Annotated in this window: 16 protein-coding genes and 1 tRNA gene; 3 read left to right on the plus strand and 14 right to left on the minus strand. The window is 68.9% G+C overall.

The genetic code is table 11. The features are described from left to right. Window positions 1-76: 76 nt before the first annotated feature. The 4 genes from JI739_RS00935 to JI739_RS00950 form a co-directional block, all read right to left on the minus strand. A complete protein-coding gene (locus JI739_RS00935; protein ID WP_201681972.1) occupies window positions 77-853 on the minus strand; it encodes a glycosyltransferase family 2 protein in 777 nt (258 codons plus the stop codon). Beyond that, window positions 850-1,656 carry a lysophospholipid acyltransferase family protein gene (locus tag JI739_RS00940; protein WP_201681973.1) on the minus strand — a complete coding sequence of 269 codons (807 nt, stop codon included), beginning with the start codon at window positions 1,654-1,656 and terminating at the stop codon, window positions 850-852. Before JI739_RS00940 ends, JI739_RS00935 begins: the two co-directional genes overlap by 4 nt. Before the next feature lie 7 nt (window positions 1,657-1,663). Continuing rightward, the gene (locus JI739_RS00945) at window positions 1,664-3,001 is read right to left on the minus strand and encodes an NAD(P)/FAD-dependent oxidoreductase (protein WP_201681974.1); all 1,338 of its coding nucleotides are present in this window, start codon (window positions 2,999-3,001) and stop codon (window positions 1,664-1,666) included. 172 nt (window positions 3,002-3,173) lie between these two features. Further along, window positions 3,174-4,346 (minus strand): HAD family hydrolase, encoded by a 1,173-nt coding sequence (locus JI739_RS00950; protein WP_201681975.1) that lies wholly within the window; start codon window positions 4,344-4,346, stop codon window positions 3,174-3,176. 144 nt (window positions 4,347-4,490) lie between these two features. Between JI739_RS00950 and JI739_RS00955 the strand changes: the two genes are divergently transcribed. Then, window positions 4,491-5,465 carry an NAD-dependent epimerase/dehydratase family protein gene (locus tag JI739_RS00955; RefSeq protein WP_201681976.1) on the plus strand — a complete coding sequence of 325 codons (975 nt, stop codon included), beginning with the start codon at window positions 4,491-4,493 and terminating at the stop codon, window positions 5,463-5,465. A gap of 40 nt (window positions 5,466-5,505) precedes the next feature. After that, window positions 5,506-6,495, plus strand: coding sequence for a Bug family tripartite tricarboxylate transporter substrate binding protein (locus tag JI739_RS00960; protein ID WP_201681977.1), 990 nt, complete (start codon window positions 5,506-5,508; stop codon window positions 6,493-6,495). A 15-nt stretch (window positions 6,496-6,510) separates the two neighbouring features. Here the strand turns inward: JI739_RS00960 and JI739_RS00965 are convergent, their stop codons facing one another. Next, the gene (locus JI739_RS00965) at window positions 6,511-7,221 is read right to left on the minus strand and encodes a GntR family transcriptional regulator (protein ID WP_201681978.1); all 711 of its coding nucleotides are present in this window, start codon (window positions 7,219-7,221) and stop codon (window positions 6,511-6,513) included. Between the two features lie 387 nt (window positions 7,222-7,608). Here JI739_RS00965 and rnk point away from each other — a divergent pair, with 387 nt between their 5' ends. After that, entirely contained in the window at window positions 7,609-8,022 is a 414-nt protein-coding gene (gene rnk, locus JI739_RS00970; protein ID WP_201681979.1) for a nucleoside diphosphate kinase regulator, read from the plus strand. Between the two features lie 27 nt (window positions 8,023-8,049). Here rnk and JI739_RS00975 read toward each other — a convergent pair whose 3' ends face one another. The 9 genes from JI739_RS00975 to tolB form a co-directional block, all read right to left on the minus strand. Beyond that, the gene (locus JI739_RS00975) at window positions 8,050-8,814 is read right to left on the minus strand and encodes an amino acid ABC transporter ATP-binding protein (protein WP_201681980.1); all 765 of its coding nucleotides are present in this window, start codon (window positions 8,812-8,814) and stop codon (window positions 8,050-8,052) included. Beyond that, window positions 8,811-9,911 carry an amino acid ABC transporter permease gene (locus JI739_RS00980; RefSeq protein WP_201681981.1) on the minus strand — a complete coding sequence of 367 codons (1,101 nt, stop codon included), beginning with the start codon at window positions 9,909-9,911 and terminating at the stop codon, window positions 8,811-8,813. The genes JI739_RS00975 and JI739_RS00980 overlap by 4 nt, the downstream gene beginning before the upstream one ends. Window positions 9,912-9,922: 11 nt before the next feature. Beyond that, window positions 9,923-11,119, minus strand: coding sequence for an amino acid ABC transporter permease (locus JI739_RS00985; protein ID WP_201681982.1), 1,197 nt, complete (start codon window positions 11,117-11,119; stop codon window positions 9,923-9,925). Between the two features lie 34 nt (window positions 11,120-11,153). After that, window positions 11,154-12,191, minus strand: a complete 1,038-nt coding sequence (locus JI739_RS00990; protein ID WP_201681983.1) for an amino acid ABC transporter substrate-binding protein — start codon at window positions 12,189-12,191, stop codon at window positions 11,154-11,156. A gap of 134 nt (window positions 12,192-12,325) precedes the next feature. Continuing rightward, window positions 12,326-12,401, minus strand: a tRNA-Lys gene (locus JI739_RS00995). A 52-nt stretch (window positions 12,402-12,453) separates the two neighbouring features. Further along, window positions 12,454-13,179: a tRNA threonylcarbamoyladenosine dehydratase gene (locus JI739_RS01000; RefSeq protein ID WP_201683257.1), complete on the minus strand. Its 726-nt coding sequence runs from the start codon at window positions 13,177-13,179 to the stop codon at window positions 12,454-12,456. A 62-nt stretch (window positions 13,180-13,241) separates the two neighbouring features. Beyond that, window positions 13,242-14,090 (minus strand): tol-pal system protein YbgF, encoded by an 849-nt coding sequence (gene ybgF, locus JI739_RS01005; protein WP_201681984.1) that lies wholly within the window; start codon window positions 14,088-14,090, stop codon window positions 13,242-13,244. Further along, entirely contained in the window at window positions 14,090-14,662 is a 573-nt protein-coding gene (pal, locus tag JI739_RS01010; RefSeq protein WP_201683258.1) for a peptidoglycan-associated lipoprotein Pal, read from the minus strand. The genes ybgF and pal overlap by 1 nt, the downstream gene beginning before the upstream one ends. 52 nt (window positions 14,663-14,714) lie before the next feature. Continuing rightward, window positions 14,715-16,004, minus strand: a complete 1,290-nt coding sequence (gene tolB, locus JI739_RS01015; RefSeq protein ID WP_201681985.1) for a Tol-Pal system beta propeller repeat protein TolB — start codon at window positions 16,002-16,004, stop codon at window positions 14,715-14,717. Window positions 16,005-16,087: the final 83 nt, after the last annotated feature.

Consider the following 16,087-nt stretch of genomic DNA (forward strand, 5'->3'; position numbering starts at 1 on the left):
GAGGACCTTCGACAAGCCCACGGAGAACCGCCAGGACAGGCTCAGGAAAGGCGCACCCAGGGGGAACGGCGCTGCGCTACAGGTATTGGAACGGCGGCGCCCGCCGCAGCCGCCGCAGCAGCAGCAGCGGCAAGCGCAGCAGAAACTCCAGCATCAGCCGCGCATGCATCCACGTGAGCAGCGCGTTGTCGCGCAGGTAGTTGAAGTGCGACACGCCGCCCTCCTCCGGCCGCAGGTACTTCACCGGGGCCGGCACGTTGATGGGGGCGACGCCGCGCCAGGCCAGGCGCACCACGGCCTCGGTGTCGAAATCGAACCGGCGCATCCAGGGCTGGCGGCGCATGACGGCCACCAGTTCGGCGATGGGGTAGACCCGAAAGCCGAAGAGCGAATCGCCCACGCCGGCGCCCAGGGTTTCCAGGTTGGTCCAGCCGTTGGAGACGCGCCGGCCCCGCACACGCAGCAAGGGGGCCGAGGCATCGAAGACCGGCTGGCCGAGGATCATGGCGTCGGGCAATTCGGCCGAGCGGCGCATGAATTCGGCGATGAGCCCGGCCGGGTGCTGACCGTCCGAGTCCATGGTGAGCGCATGGGTGAAGCCGGCCTGCTGCGCCTGCTCCAGGCCGGCCTGCACGGCACTGCCCTTGCCCTGGTTGGCCGGCAGCACGATCACGTGCAGGCCCGGGTCCCGGGCTGCCATGGCCAGCAGGCCCTCGGCCGTGCCGTCGGTGCTGCCATCGACGACCACCCACACCGGCGTCCACTGCGCCCGCGCCTCGCGCACGGTGTCGTACACCTTGGGGCCGGTGTCGTAGCTGGGGATGAGGACGAGGTGGGTGCGCGAAGGAGTCACTGGCCCAGTTCCCTGCGGAAGTAAGCCTCCATCCGTTCGGTCAGGGCGTCGTGGTCGGCACTGGGCTCGAAGCGCTCGCCCAGGCGCGCGCGGAACACGATGGGAAGGGGCGGCAGCCGCCACAGCGGCCAGCCCTTGGACAGGTAGGGCGAGTCGGTTTCGATCACCACGGCCTGGATCGGCACGTTGGCCTGCCGCGCCATGACCGACACCACGCGCGTGAAGCCGTGCATGCGGCGCGGACCCAGGCTGCGGGTTCCCTCGGGAAAGATGATCAGCTGGGCGTCTTCGCGCAGGCACTCGACGGCCGCCCGCACCATGGGACGCGTGTCCTCGTTGACCACATAGCCGGCCAGCCGGGCGCCGGCCGCCAGGAACGGGTTTCGCATCAGCGAGGCCTTCATCACGCAGACGCTGCGCGGCAGGCGCGCGGCGATCATCATCGCGTCGAGCATGCTGGGGTGGTTGGCCACGATGACCAGGCCGCCCGGCTCATGGCGCAGGACGTCGAGCGACTGCGCGTCCATGCGCATGAGGCCGCTCCAGCGGGCGCAAGCCCAGTAGACGCGGTACACGCCGGAGATGCCCGCACGCCCCACCACGCGGCCCCAGCGCGCCGGCAGCACCAGCCGCAACAGCGGCGCCACCGCGTTCCAGGCCAGCGACAGCACGCCCAGCCAGGCCAGCAAGACCAGCAGCCAGGCCCTCAGGACCAGGCGCAGGGGCCAGGCGATCACGGCGACGGGACCCGCGCGCAAGGGTCCGGCGGCTTGAGGTGGCGGCGAGAAGAAATGAAAGGCCATGGAGCTGTCAGAACGCAACCGGCTCGCGGGAGGTGTCGGCGATGTTGGCTCGCCGCCGGGACCACGCGCGCCAGGTACGGACAGGATGCATCAGCGCATGCACGTAGTACAGCCCCTTGAACAGGTTCAGCGGCAGGCGAAGCGGCGTGTCGCGATGGATGTCTCCGGCCAGCACCGACAACAGTGCCTCCTTCACGCGGAACGGGTTGCGCGGATACATGAAGAACTCGCGCAAGGTGGGGTTGGTGACGCGGTAGATGAACCAGCTGAATTGGGCCGGGCCCTTGCGCATGAAGCGTTCGAACGCGCGGCGCGAGCCGGCGGCGCGGGCGGGGCCGGCATCGAGCGTGGACTCGACCAGGTCGACGGCCTCGAACGCGCTGCTCATGGCCAGGTACACGCCCGAGGAGAACACCGGGTCGATGAAGGCGAAGGCATCGCCCAGCATGACGTAGCGCTCGCCGGTGCAGTGGGTGCCCAGGTACGAGTAGTTGCCGGTGGCATGCACCTGCTCGTCGACCAGGGTGGCGCCGGCCAGCCGATCGGCCAGGGCCGGGCACATGGCAAGGGTGTCGCGGAAGAACTCGGTGACGGGCGTGCGCCGTGACTTCAGGTAATACGGCCAGACCACGGCACCGACGCTGGTGGTGCCGTCGGCCAGCGGAATGAACCAGAACCAGCCGTGCCGGAACCAGAAGATGGTGATGTGCCCCTCTTCGCGGCCCGGCAGGCGGCGCGCGCCGCGAAAGTGCCCGAAGACCGCCGAGCTGTTGTGGCGCGGGTGCTTGAGCTTGCTCTTGAACTGGCTGGCCAGCAGCGTGTCGCGGCCGGTGGCGTCGACCAGGTAGCGGCAACGCCAGGTCTGCAGGGTGCCGTCGTCGCGCTGGACGGTGGCCGTGGCGCCCTCGGCGTCGAAGCGCACGTCGCGCACGCGGTGTCCTTCGAGAGCCTGCGCGCCGCTGTGCGACGCGTGCCGGAACAACAGTTCATCGAGCGCGGAACGACGCACCTGCCAGGCGTAGGGCAGCGACTTGTCCATGGCGTCGCCGAATTCGAGCTTGCTGCGATGCGCGTGGTCGGGCGAGACGAATTCCACCCCCCACTTGGGCATGCCGATCGCCTCGACCTGCTCGCGCACGCCCAATTGATCGAACAGGGGAACGTTGGCCGGCAGCAGCGATTCGCCGATGTGGAACCGCGGGTGGGTGCTTTTCTCGAGCAGGTGGACGCTGCGGCCCCGCCTGGCCAGCAGCGTGGCGATCGTGGATCCCGCCGGGCCGCCGCCGACCACCAGCACGTCACATGAAACGTCGGGCGTGGGCGCCGCGGCAAGGGGGCTGTGCATGCGAGAAGGCGATCCGTCGAGCAAGGGAAGACGCGGATTCTAGTGGCGCGGTCCAGCCGCTCATCCCGCTTATCGGCCCGGGTGTCCGGACAGCGCAATAAGACCGTGCCCTGAGGAATGTTTGCAACAAGGCGGCCCGGCCGGCCAGCGACGGGGGCCCCCGGGCCGCTGCTTAGACCGAGCCTTCGAGCAGCTCGACCGGGTCGCCGAAGGTGGCAGCCAGTTCGACCACGGCCGGGTCGCGCAGCGCCATCAGGAAGCCTTTGTCGATCAGCTTCACGTCGTCGGCGGTGACGGTGGCATCGAGGACTACCAGGTCCTGGTGGATCGGCGGCTCTTCCCAGTTCGGCATGACCCGCCGGATGAAGTCGCTGGGCTTGGCCAGGTCGATGCCGAAGTGCAGCGCGCCGGGCGCGTTGGAGCCGGCCGGGTAGATGGTGTTGCGCGGCGCCTTGGGGTTGAAGCCGCAGCCGCCGCCTTCGATCAGCTTGCCGCCCACCAGCATCTCGCGCAGCACCGCCGCGTCGTCGGACTCGCCGGTCACCTCGGTCACGAAGCGGTCCTTGAAGACGACGCCGATCTTCTCGGCGAAGGGCTTCTCGAAGCCGATGGCCCATTGCGGATACAGCACGCCTTCGACCGCCAGATACGCGTTGGTGTCGTTCTTCATCGCGGTGCTGTCCCAGAAGTTGGGGCCGTGCGTGGGCAGGTAGTGCGCGTAGCAGCCGGGCTCGGCGGCGGAGATCTTGCCCTGCCAGCGCAGGCCGGCGTACATGGTGTCGCGCATGGCTGCGGTGAACGGGATGCGCAGGTCGCTGCCGCGCTCGTCGGTGAAGCGGATGTCGAAGTCGCGGCCCCTGGGGATGCGCCGCTCGGTGGCGCGGATGATCTCGCTGACCAGTTCGACCGGGAAGCGCGCCTGCGGCGTTTTGAGCACGTCGAGGTCGCGGAAATAGGTGATCTTGACCCAGCGCTGGCCGGCCTTGCGCATGGCCACGTTGAACGGGTCCTCGATCGAGCAGAACCAGGTCGACACCACGAACGTGGCTTCCTGGATCAGCGGCTTGAGCGTCTCGGGAATGCCGGGCAGGCGTGTGTCGGGCGCCATGTAGACGCTGAGCGTGGCGCCGCGCGCGGCGGCCAGGCCGCTGAACGCATCGACCACCCGCGGATCGAGCAGCGGGTCGGTGAGCATCAACACGCGATCGCCCGCCTTGATCGCCATGAACCGGCAGAAGTTGTCCATCGCCTGGAACCAGTGCTTGGTCTCGGTGATGCTGGGGAGCAGCGGCGGCGGCACGCCGATGAACGGGCCGGTGCCCTGGGGGGTCGAGGAGTGGGTCATCTGGCCTCCTGGGAGGAGTGGGGGGGTCGGGTATTTCCGCATCGACGGCGCGGCTCTTGCATGCAACGCTCGAGGATTCGGTGCGAGTATGCTTCATTCTATCGACGATTGCATGCAATTCAAGCAAAGGAAGTGGGTTCATTGATGAACGTGCTGATCACAGGAGGCCTGGGCGTCAACGGCTCATGGGTCACCCGCAAGCTGGTCGAGCGGGGGCTGCGGCCGGTGGTGCTCGACAACCGGGCCGACACCTCGCTCATCGGGCCCGAGTGCGCGCGCGCCGTCACCATCGTGGAAGGTGACCTCACCGACCCGGCGTTGCTGCGGCGGGTGCTGGCCGAGCAGGCGATCGAGCGCGTGGTCCACCTGGCCGCGCTGATCGGCCACCCGGACGACCCGGGCGCGGTGTTCGCGGTCAACGCGCAGGCCACGGTGCACCTGCTGGAGGCCGCGCGCCAGGCCGGCGTGCGGCGCTTCGTGTTCTCGAGTTCGCGGGCGGCCTACGGCGCCATCGAAGGCGAGCATGCGCACCCCACCTACCGCCCCATCGCCGAAGACCACCCGCTGCGGCCGGTGCACGTGTACGACGTGTGCAAGGTCGCCAGCGAATCCATGGGCCGCTGCTACGCCAGCCAGTTCGGCATGGAGTTCGTGGCGCTGCGCTTCGCGACCATCTTCGGGCCGGGCAAGACGCTGCGGCACAAGAACTTCTCCATCCTCAGCCGCATCATCGAAGAGCCTCTGCACGGCAGGCCCGTTCGCATTCCACGGGGCGGCGACCAGCGCGACGACATGATCTATGCCGACGACGTGGCCGAGGCCATCGTGCTCGCCTTGCTGCACCCCAAGCCGCGCTACACCGAATACAACATCTCGCACGCACGGGCCACCACGCTGCACGACCTCGCCGACGCGGTGCGCCGCCAGGTGCCGCGGGCCGATATCGAGATCGCCGGCGGACTCGACTACATCGGCTCGGGCGTGAACTACGCGGGCATCCTGGACAACACCCGGGCCCGCGCCGACCTCGGTTTCGAGCCGCGCTTCTCGCTGGACTCGGCCGTGGCCGACTACATCCGGCAGATGAAATCGCTCAGACTCCCACCCTTCGACCGCTGACCGCGGACCCACCCACAACTTCAACCCAAGGAGATTCCTCATGTCACACGCCACCAGTACCCGCCGCAGCTTCATGCAGAAAACCGCCGCCGGCCTGGGCGTCACCGCGCTTTCGGGCTGGCTGCCGGCCCATGCCGCCTGGCCCGAAAAGCCCGTGCGCATCGTCGTGCCCTACGCCCCGGGCGGCGCCAACGACGTCGTCGCGCGCCTGGTGGCGCAAGCGCTGACCGCACGCTCGGGCCAGCAGGTGATCGTGGAGAACCGGCCGGGCGGCGGCGCGACGATCGGCGGCGCCGCCGTGGCCTCGGCCGCGCCGGACGGACAGACGCTGCTGCTGGCCTCGTCCACCTTCGCCACGCACCCGGCCATGTTCCCCAACCTGTCGTACGACACGGCGCGCGACCTGCTGCCGGTGGTGCGCATCGCCGACGGCCCCATCATCCTCACGGCCAGCCCGACCCTGCCGGTGAACTCGGTGGCCGACTTGATCGAGTACGCCAAGAAGAACCCCGGCAAGCTGAACTTCGGCACGTCGGGCAACGCCGGCACCCCGCACCTGGCCGGCGAATACTTCGCGCAGCAGGCCGGCATCAAGCTCACCTACGTGCCCTACAAGGGTGACGCCCCGGCCGTGGCCGACGTGCTCGGCGGCACCCTCTCGCTCGCGTTCTCGGGCCTGGCGCCCACCATCCAGCACATCAAGGCCGGCAAGCTCAAGGGCCTGGGAGTCACCACGCGTTCGCGCCTGGACGTGCTGCCCGACGTGCCCGCCATTGGCGAGACGGTCAAGGGCTATGAGCTGGTCGGCTGGTTCTCGCTGATGGCTCCTGCCGGCACGCCCGCCCCGGTGGTGCAGTCGATCGCCGAGTCGGTGCTGGCCGTGGCCAACACGCCGGAGATGAAGGCCAAGCTGGAAGCCGGCGGGCTGCTGTTGTCCACCATGGGACCGGCGGAATTCAAGACCTACTTCGCCAGCGAGATCAAGAAGATGACCGACCTGATCAAGTCGGCCAACATCAAGATGGGCTGAGCCGGGAGCGAATGCTCAGAAGCCGTCGACCGGCATCGACGGCGGCGTGCCGCTTCTGAGCAGCCGCTTGTTCTCGCGGCTGCGATAGGCGTGCTCGCGCATCAAGGCCTCGGCGCGCACCGCCTGGCGGGCCTCCAGCGCGCTCACCAGGTCCGCATGGTCCTGCTGGGCGCGCTCGATGAAGCGCTGCTCCAGCCGTGGCACCGTCCCCGGCAGGGTCAGGGCTGCGGCACTGGCCAGCGGTCGGCGCGCCACGTGTTCCAGCGCCGACATCAGCGCCCGATTGCCGCAGGCACCCACCAGCGCGGCATGAAAGCGCGCATTCATGGCGATCCACGCCGGGCCGTCGAGCGGGTGGGCGCCGTCGCGCGTGGCCTGCAGCAGGGACTCGCCTTCGTCCACGCAGGACCTCAGCGCCGCCAGTACCTCGGGTGTGGGGCCGCGCTCGGCGACCAGCCGCGCCGCCATGCCCTCCAGCACGCCGCGCACGTCGACCGCCTCGGCGATCTCGTCGGCATCGAAGGCCCTGACCCGGAAACCCCGCGTGGGCAGGCGCTCGACCAGGCCTTCTTTCTCCAGCTCTTCGAACGCCAACCGGATGGGCGTGCGCGAGGTACCGAGCTCGGCAGACAGCGACAACTCCAGAAGCCGCTGGCCGGGGGCGTACTGGCCCGCGACGATGCGGCTGCGGAGACTCTCGACGACCGATTCGATCTGCTTGGCCATGTCATCCATTCTAGGGACCAGCGCCCATGAGCCGGTCATCCATACCGGCCGGCCTATACTTCATCGCATGATGCATTGCGCAGGTTCGAGCTCGACTCCCGCCGCGTCTTCCGTGTGCCAGACGGAAGCGGTCGCGGCCGCGCGCCGGCGTCGCACCACGCAGCGAGCGCTGCGTCGAACCGCTGCACATTCCTAGCCCGGCGGTCGGCCTCACCCACCCACCAGCACCCCACCTCGACCGCCGGGAGCCACCTGCAGCAGGTGCATCCGCCCCCGCGTCCCTGCAGGCAGCGACCGCCGAACGGCCGCCGCGCCTGTTTCCCCATCCGCGACACCGGCCAAGCCCGGTATGCGCCCGAACCCGAATCCGTTGAACGGAGTACCGACATGACTGCTTCCATTGCCACACGCACCCTCACCGAACTCGACCACGCGCGGGTCAGCCGCCTGCTCTCGCGGCCGGAGTCCAGGCCGCCCAGCGCCGACTCGATGGCCGAGATCCTCGATTTCAGCGAAGTCGTGCCCTCACCTGCCGTGCCGCCCACGGTCGTGACGATGAACTCGCAGGTGCGCCTGAAGGATGCGAGAAGCGGCGTCGAGTCCGAACTGACCCTGTCCTATCCGAACGAGGCCGATGCGGCGTCGGGCCGCGTGTCGGTGCTGTCCCCCATGGGCTTCGCCGTGCTCGGCCTGAGCGTGGGCGACCTGGCCAGCTGGCGCGGACCCACGGGCGAAGAAGGCGCCGCGGTCATCGTGTCGGTGCTGTATCAGCCGGAAGCGGCCGGGGACTACCTGCTGTGACGCCGCGGCCCGCGGGCGGGCGTTCCTTCAGCGCTCGAGCAGCTTCGACAAAAAGTCGCGTCCCCGTTCGGTCTGTGGACTGGAGAAGAAGTCCTGCGGCGTCCCCTCCTCCATCACCTGCCCTTCGTCCATGAAGACGATGCGGTCGGCGACCGCGCGCGCGAACCCCATCTCGTGGGTCACGCACAGCAAGGTCATGCCCTGCCCCGCGAGATCGACCATGACGTCCAGCACCTCCTTGACCATCTCGGGGTCCAGCGCGGAGGTCGGCTCATCGAACAACATGATGCGGGGCTTGAGGCACAGTGCCCGCGCGATGGCCACTCGCTGCTGCTGCCCGCCGGACAGTTGCAGCGGGTACTTGTCGGCCTGCTCGGCGATGCGCACGCGCTCGAGTTGCGCCATCGCCTGCTCACGTGCCGCCGCCGGCGAGACCCCCGCGACCCAGACCGGTGCCAAGGTGAGGTTCTCCAGCACCGTGAGGTGCGGGAACAGGTTGAACTGCTGGAACACCATGCCCACCTGGCGCCGTACCGCCTCGATGCTCTTGAGGTCGTCGCCCAGCAGGTGGCCGGCCACCGTGAGGCGCCCCTCCTGGTAATCCTCGAGCGCGTTCACGCAGCGCAGCAGCGTGGACTTGCCCGAACCCGAGGGCCCGCAAATGACCAGGCGCTCGCCGCCGCGCACCGAGAGCTCGATGTCGCGCAACACATGCAGGCCATCGCCATACCACTTGTTGACCTTGTCGAACTCGATCAGCGAGGCATTGGAATCAGAGGGAGTCGAACTCATTCGGCGTGGCGGTGGAGGCGTGCTTCCAGTCGCCGGGCGTACTGGGACATGGAAAAGCACAGCGCGAAGTAGATCAGGGTGATGAACAGGTAGCCTTCGACCTTGTACGGCCGCCAGGTCGGATCGCCCGACAGCGCGAGGCCCAGCGCGCCCGTCAGCTCGTAGAGGCTGACCACCGTCACCAGGGAGGTGTCCTTGAGCAGGGCGATGAAGTTGTTCATCAGACCCGGCAGGACGGTGGTGAGCGCCTGCGGCAGCACCACCAGCCGTTGCGTGCGCCAGTAGCCCAGCCCCAGCGATGACGCGGCCTCCTGCTGGCCGGCGGGCACCGCCTGCAGGCCGCCGCGCACGACTTCGGCCATGTAGGCCGCGGCGAACAGCGTGATGCCCGCGGTGACGCGCAGCAGCACGTCGGGGTTGCGCCCGGCGGGCAGCAACAAGGGGAACATGAAGCTGGCCATGAAGAGCACCGATATCAGGGGCACGCCCCGCACCAGCTCGACATACACGGTGCATACCGTGCGCACCACGGGGAGCGACGAGCGCCGCCCCAGCGCCACGAGCAGCGCGAGCGGAAACGCCAGCGCAAGGGAGACCGTGGTGAGCAGCAGCGTCAGCGGCAGCCCGCCCCATTGCGTCGTGGCGACCGCCGGCAGTCCGGGCACGCCGCCGCCCATGAGCACCAGGAAAGCCAGCAGGCCGATGATCCAGGCCACCGGCAGCCAGCGACGCCAGAGCCGGCGCACGCCGCTCGCCACCACCAGGGCGAGCATCAGCACGGACGCGAGCGCGGCGCGCCACTGCTCCGCGTACGGGTAGTGGCCAAAGAGGATGACGCGGTACTTCTCGGCGATGACGCCCCAGCAGGCGCCCTGCCCGCGCGCGGCGTCGCAGGCGTCGGCGTCCGGCACGAAGACGGCGTCCAGCACGGCCCACTGGGCCAGGTGGGTGAGCGCCCAGGCGCCGAGCAGCAAGAGGACGACGGTCGCCAGCAGGCTGGCCGGGCCCGCCGCCAGGCTGTCATGCAGACGGCGCGCGAGGCCGGTGCTCGTTCGCGGTGGCGAACGCGCGGGGATGAACGAAGGGGCGCGGTTCACGGACACGGCTTCTAACGCTCCCGGATCGCCACACGGCGATTGAAAGCACCCATCAACGCCGAGGTGCCGAGCGACAGCACCAGGTACACGGCCATGATGATGGCGATGCACTCCACCGCGCGCCCGGTCTGGTTGAGCGAGGTGTTGGCGATCGAGACCAGGTCGGGATAACCGACGACCACCGAGAGCGAGGAGTTCTTGGTCAGGTTGAGGTACTGGTTCGTCATGGGCGGCACGATCACCCGCAGTGCCTGCGGCAAGACCACCAGCCGCAGCACCAGCGCGCGTGGCAGGCCGATGCTCGCGGCCGCATCGAGTTGGCCGCGCCCCACCGACACGATGCCGGCCCGCACCACTTCGGCCACGAAGGCAGTGGTGTAGGCCGTGAGCCCCAGCAGCACCGCCATGAACTCGGGAGTCAGCGACATGCCCCCTTCGATCGAGAAGCCGCCAGGCTGGGGCATGTCCCAGGCCGTGGGGCGCCCGCCGGCGAGCCAACCCAGGAACCCGGCGGCCAGGATGATCGCCATCGGCTGGAGCAGCACGCCGGGAGGTGGCCCGCCCACGGCACGAAAGCGTCGGCGTTCCCGCAGCCAGAGGGCCGCCGCGGTACCGGCGCCCAGGGCCGCACCTGCGGCGACCCACCCCCAGCCCGCGCCGCTCGCCGGCTGCGGCAGCGCCAGGCCGCCCTTGCTCAGGAACGCCCAACCGCCCAGGGTGAGCGGCTCACGCGGCGCAGGGAGCACCTCCACGAAAATCAGGTACCAGACCAGCAGCTGGATCAGCAGCGGAACGTTGCGGAACAGCTCGACATAGGCGCGGCAAAGGCCGCGCACCAGGGCATTGCGCGACAGCCGTCCGACGCCCACCAGCACGCCGCCCAAGGTGGCCAGCACGCAGCCGATGACAGCCACCCGCAGCGTATTGAGCAGGCCGGCGAGAAAGGCCTTCCAGTACGGATCGCTGCCCGAGTAGTCGAGCACGCCTTCGCTGATCTCGAAGCCCGCCGTGTCCGCCAGGAAATCGAATCCGCTCTGGATGCCACGCGCGCGCATGTTGGTCCAGGTGTTGCCGAACAGCCAGGCCACCAGCGCGGCCAACGCCGCGAGGGCCAGTGCCTGGTAGACCCATCGGCGCGCGCTGCGACTGCGCCAGCTCCAGGCGGCACCGGCGGCCGGCGCCGGACGAGGCCGGGGCGCAATCGTCATGAAGGAACGCCCCGGCGACGAGGCGCGCCGGGCTTCAGCGGATCGGCGGCGCGTACATCAGGCCGCCCTGGTTCCATGGCTTGTTCAGGCCACGCGGCAGGCCGACGGGCGTCTTCTCGCCGAGGTTGCGCTCGAAGATTTCGCCGTAGTTGCCCACGGTCTTGATGGCGCGGGCGAGCCAGTCACGATCAAGCCCCAGCAGCTTGCCGGTGTCCTCGCTCTTGCCCAGCAGACGCTGGACGGCGGGGTCGGTGCTTTCGGCCTTCAGCTGGTCCACGTTGGCCTGGGTGATGCCATGCTCCTCGGCCTCGATCAGGCCATAGACCACCCATTTGACGATGGCGAAAAACTCATCGTCTCCGCGCCGGACCATCGGACCCAGCGGCTCCTTGGAGATCAGGTCGGGCAGGATCACGTGGTCCTTGGGATCCTTGGCTTCCCTGGAACGAACCGCGGCCAGGGCCGATGCATCCGAGGTGTAGGCGTCGCAGCGGCCGCCGAAATAAGCCACGGTCACGGCATCGAGCTTGTCGAACACCACCGGCTTCAGATTGAGCTTGTGGGCGCGCGAGAAGTCGGCCAGGTTCTTCTCGGTGGTGTTGCTGCCCTGCAGGCACACGGTGGCGCCCTTGAGCTGCTTGGCGCTGGTGACCTTGCTCTTGGCCGGCACCATGAAGCCCTGGCCGTCGTACAGCACGATGGCCGTCTGGTGCAGGCCCAGCGAGGCATCCCGGGTCAGCGTGAAGGTGGTGCCGCGCGACAGCAGGTCCACCTCGCCGGACTGGATGGCGGTGAAGCGCTGTTGCACGGTCAGCGGCACCCACTTGGTCTTTTCGCCGTCGCCCAGGATGGCGGCGGCCACCGCACGGCCGATGTCGACGTCGAGGCCGCTCCAGCGGCCCTGGCTGTCCGGAGCGGAAAGGCCGGGCACGCCGGTGCTCACGCCCACGACGAGCTGGTTGCGCGACTTGATGGTGTCCAGCGTCTTGCCGGCGAAGGCGGGGAGCGTCGCGGCCCCCACCAGGCAGGCCGTGAACAGGCGCGTGAGAAGTTTGTTGCGGCAAGGACCCATGCAGGTGCTCCGAGTGGTGATCTGAACGACCTCCATTGTGGAACATGCGATGGATGCGCCGAGACAACTGACACGTCACGCTTCGCACCAACGAAAAGAGGGACTGGCCATGACAGCCAGTCCCTCTGGAATTTTGGTAGGACGTGCAGGATTCGAACCTGCGACCAACGGATTAAAAGTCCGCTGCTCTACCAACTGAGCTAACGTCCCACTCATCACCGCTATGCCGCCTGTGCATTGCAGTGCAGCCCGCGAGTATAGCCTAGATAAAAACGGGTTTTGCCCGGCTCGCGATGCGATCGAGGATGAACCCCGCCGCAGCCAGTCCGAAGGTGGCGGTGACGGTCACCACGGATCCGTAGCCGTGGCAGTTGAGGGTGCCATCGGCCGCATCGAGGTCGCACGATGCATCGGGTGGCGCCACGGCCTCGCGGCTGAAGACGCAGGCAATGCCGATGGCCTTGCCTTCGCGCGGAGCGCCGTCGAACTTGCGCAGGCGATAGCGCAGTTGCGCGAGCAAGGGATCGTGCGTGGTTCGCGCGATGTCGTCGATGTCCACCCGGTGCGCGAGGCGCTTGCCGCCCGCGGCGCCGCAGCTCACGAACAACGCACCGCGCGTGCGCAAGGCCCACGCCGCCATGGCGTGCTTGGCCTTCACCTGGTCGCAGGCATCGATGACGGCATGGACGCCGGCCGGCAGCAGCGACGGCCAGTTGTCCGGTTCGACGAATTCCTCGATGCCATGGACCTGGCAGGCCGGATGGATGTGCCCGATGCGCTCGCGCATGGCCTGTACCTTGGCCTGGCCGAGCGTGCCCTCGAGTGCATGGATCTGCCGGTTGATGTTGGACTCGGCCACGTGGTCGAGGTCGATGAGGGTGAGCTCGCCGACGCCGCTGCGCGCCAGGGCCTCCGCGGCCCAGGATCCGACGCCGCCGATCCCCACCACGGCGACGTGCGACCGCCGGATCGCGGCCGCGCCGGCCATGCCGTACAGACGCTCCAGGCCGCCGAAGCGGCGCTGCAGGTCGATGCCGACGTCCAGGCTGGTCACCGCCTGGCTGGTGCGCGGGGAGCCGGTGCCGGCGCCGGCGCGGGGGCCGGCTCGGGCAGTCGCGTCAGGCGCTCGCGGGCAGCCGATGCGGCCTCGGACTGCGGGTAGGCCTTGACGAGGTTGTCGAGGGTTCCGCGTGCCGCGGCCACGTCCTTGAGTTCGAGCTGGCAATTGGCGATCGACAGCACGGCCTCGGGCGCGCGCGGGTGGTTGGGCGCCACCTGCAGCAAGGACCGGAAGGTCTCGATGGCGCCGTTGCAGTCCCGGGTGCCGTATTGCGCATTGCCCAGCCAGAACAGGGCCAACGGCTGGTAGCCGCTCTGCGGATACCGGCGCACGAAGGACGAGAACGCCGCCTGCGCCTGCGGGAATTCGCCGCGCCGGAACGTGGCGAGCGCCGCCTCGAAGGCGCGCTGTTCGTCGGGCTGGGCGCTGAACTGCGCGCCGTCCACATTGACCGCGACCGGCTCGAAGCGCTGCAACCTCTGCTCGATGGCCACCGCCATGTCCTTTTGCAGGCGCTGAACCTCGGAAATGTCGCGGGCCAGCTGCTCGTCCTGGCCACGCATGCGCGCCAGTTCCCCACGCAGGGTCTCGATCTGCGTCTGCAGGTCCAGCAGGCTGCGGCGCAGCTGGCTGTTTTCCTCGGAGGCACGGCGCAACAGGTCCGCCTGCTGCGCCGCTTGCTGCTCGAGCTGGACGCGCTGGCCCTCCAGCCTCTGCCGGATATCGATGATGGCGCGGCGCGCCTCGTCGTCCGAGAAGAGCTGGGCGTGGGCGCCGCCGGACGTGAGCGCCGCCATGCCCAGCGTCACGGATGCCAGGATTGCACGGGGCGTCGTCATCAGCGGTAGGCCAGTTCGGCGCGACGGTTCTTAGCGAAGGCGCCTTCGTCCAGGCCCGGATCGGCCGGCTTTTCTTCACCGAAGCTCACCGCCTCGAGCTGGTTGTCCGGAACACCCAGCAGCACCAGCGAGCGGCGCACGGCCTCGGAACGCTTCTGGCCCAGGGCCAGGTTGTATTCACGCCCGCCACGCTCGTCGGTATGCCCCTCGATGGTCATGCGCCGCGAGTTGTTGGTCTTGAGGTAGTTGGCGTGCGCCTCGAGCACGGGCGCGTATTCGGGCTTGACCACGAAGCTGTCGTAATCGAAGAGGATCACGCGGCCGACGTTCTGCGGGCCAGGCGCGCGGCTCGCGCTGTCGTCCACGGCCACCGGGGCCACACGGCTTTGCCCGCTTGCGCCGGGACCGACCCCGGTGCCGGTGCCTGCGCCGCCGCCAGGCGTCTGGCCCGCGCGGCCGGCCGTGTCGGTCGCCGAGCGATCGACCACCGGCACGTCATCGAGCTTGACGGCGGAACTGCAGGCGGTCAGCAGGACTGCGAGCATGAGTGACAACCAGGTGTGCTTCTTCATCATCGGGATAACTCCTTGTATGGGTCTGGGGATGCGGATGTGGGTGGTTCTTTCAGCGCGCGTACGGGCCCCAGTCGGGTTCGCGGATGTCGCCCTCCTGGCCTGCCAGGCGCGCCTTGATCTTGCCGTCGATGGTGGTGGTCATCAGCGCGTCACGCCCGCCTTGCCGGGTGGCGTAGACGACCAGCCGGCTGTTCGGCGCAAAACTCGGGCTCTCGTCCGACGTGGTATCGGTGATGGCTGTCACCGTGCCGGTGGCCAGTTCCATCGCGTGCAATTTGTAGCCATTTCCAACGCGCGAAATGTAGGCGAGCCATCGGCCATCGGGACTCAAGGCCGGGGAGATGTTGTAACTCCCCGTAAAGGTCACCCGCTCGACCCCGCCACCGCCCGCCGGGGTGCGGTAGATCTGCGGCGATCCGCCGCGGTCGCTCACGAAATAGATGGACTTGCCATCGGGCGAGAACGCGGGTTCGGTGTCGATGCCCGCCGACTGGAGCAGGCGCCGCGGCTCGCCGCCGCCGGCATCGATGGTGTAGAGCTGGGAGCCACCTTCGCGACTGAGCGTGACAGCCAGCATGCGGCCGTCGGGTGACCAGGCCGGGGCGCTGTTGGAGCCGCGGAAGTTCGCCAGCAGCCGGCGACGTCCGCTGGCCACTTCGTGCACGTACACGACCGGCTTGCGCGACTCGAAGGACACATACGCCAACTGGGTTCCGTTGGCCGACCAGGCGGGCGAGATGATCGGCTCGGGGCTGGTCAGGGCCGACTGTGCGTTTTCGCCGTCGGCATCGGCCACCCAGAGGTTGTAGCGATTGCCGCCGCGCGTCACGTAGGCGATGCGGGTGGAGAACACACCGCGTTCACCCGTGAGCTTCTCGTAGATGAAGTCGGAGATGCGATGCGCCGCCAGGCGCAGGTCGCCGGCCACCACGGCGTAGCTCTCGCCGCCGAAGTCCTGCCCGCGCACCACGTCCCACAGGCGGAAGCGGATATCCCAGCGACCATCGGCCAGGCGCGTGGCACTGCCGGTGACGAGGGCGTCGGCCCCGCCCTGCCGCAGCGGCGCAAGGTCGGGGCGCGAGGTCTCGTCCAGCGTGCCGGCGCCGGTCGCGACAGGCCTGAATCGCCCGCTGCGCTCCAGGTCGGCGCGCACGATGGCGGAGATGCGCTGTGGCGCCGCGTCTTCACCTCGGAAGGGCGCGATGGCGATGGGCAACTGCGTCAATCCCACCCCGGTCACCTCGACCCTGAACTGGGCGAGTGCCGGGGCGGACAAGCAAATGCCTGCGGGCGCCAGCAAGACCTGGCGGCGGGAAAGCAAGGAATGCGTGCGTGTCATAGCGCTGGCGATGATCGCATCTTTTGCTGCACTGCAGAGCCGCCGAACGGCTCGCGCAACGGCCGACCTCGCGTACGGCAGGG

The organism is Ramlibacter aurantiacus, assembly GCF_016722895.1.
GTDB classification, from domain to species: Bacteria; Pseudomonadota; Gammaproteobacteria; order Burkholderiales; family Burkholderiaceae_C; genus Ramlibacter; species Ramlibacter aurantiacus.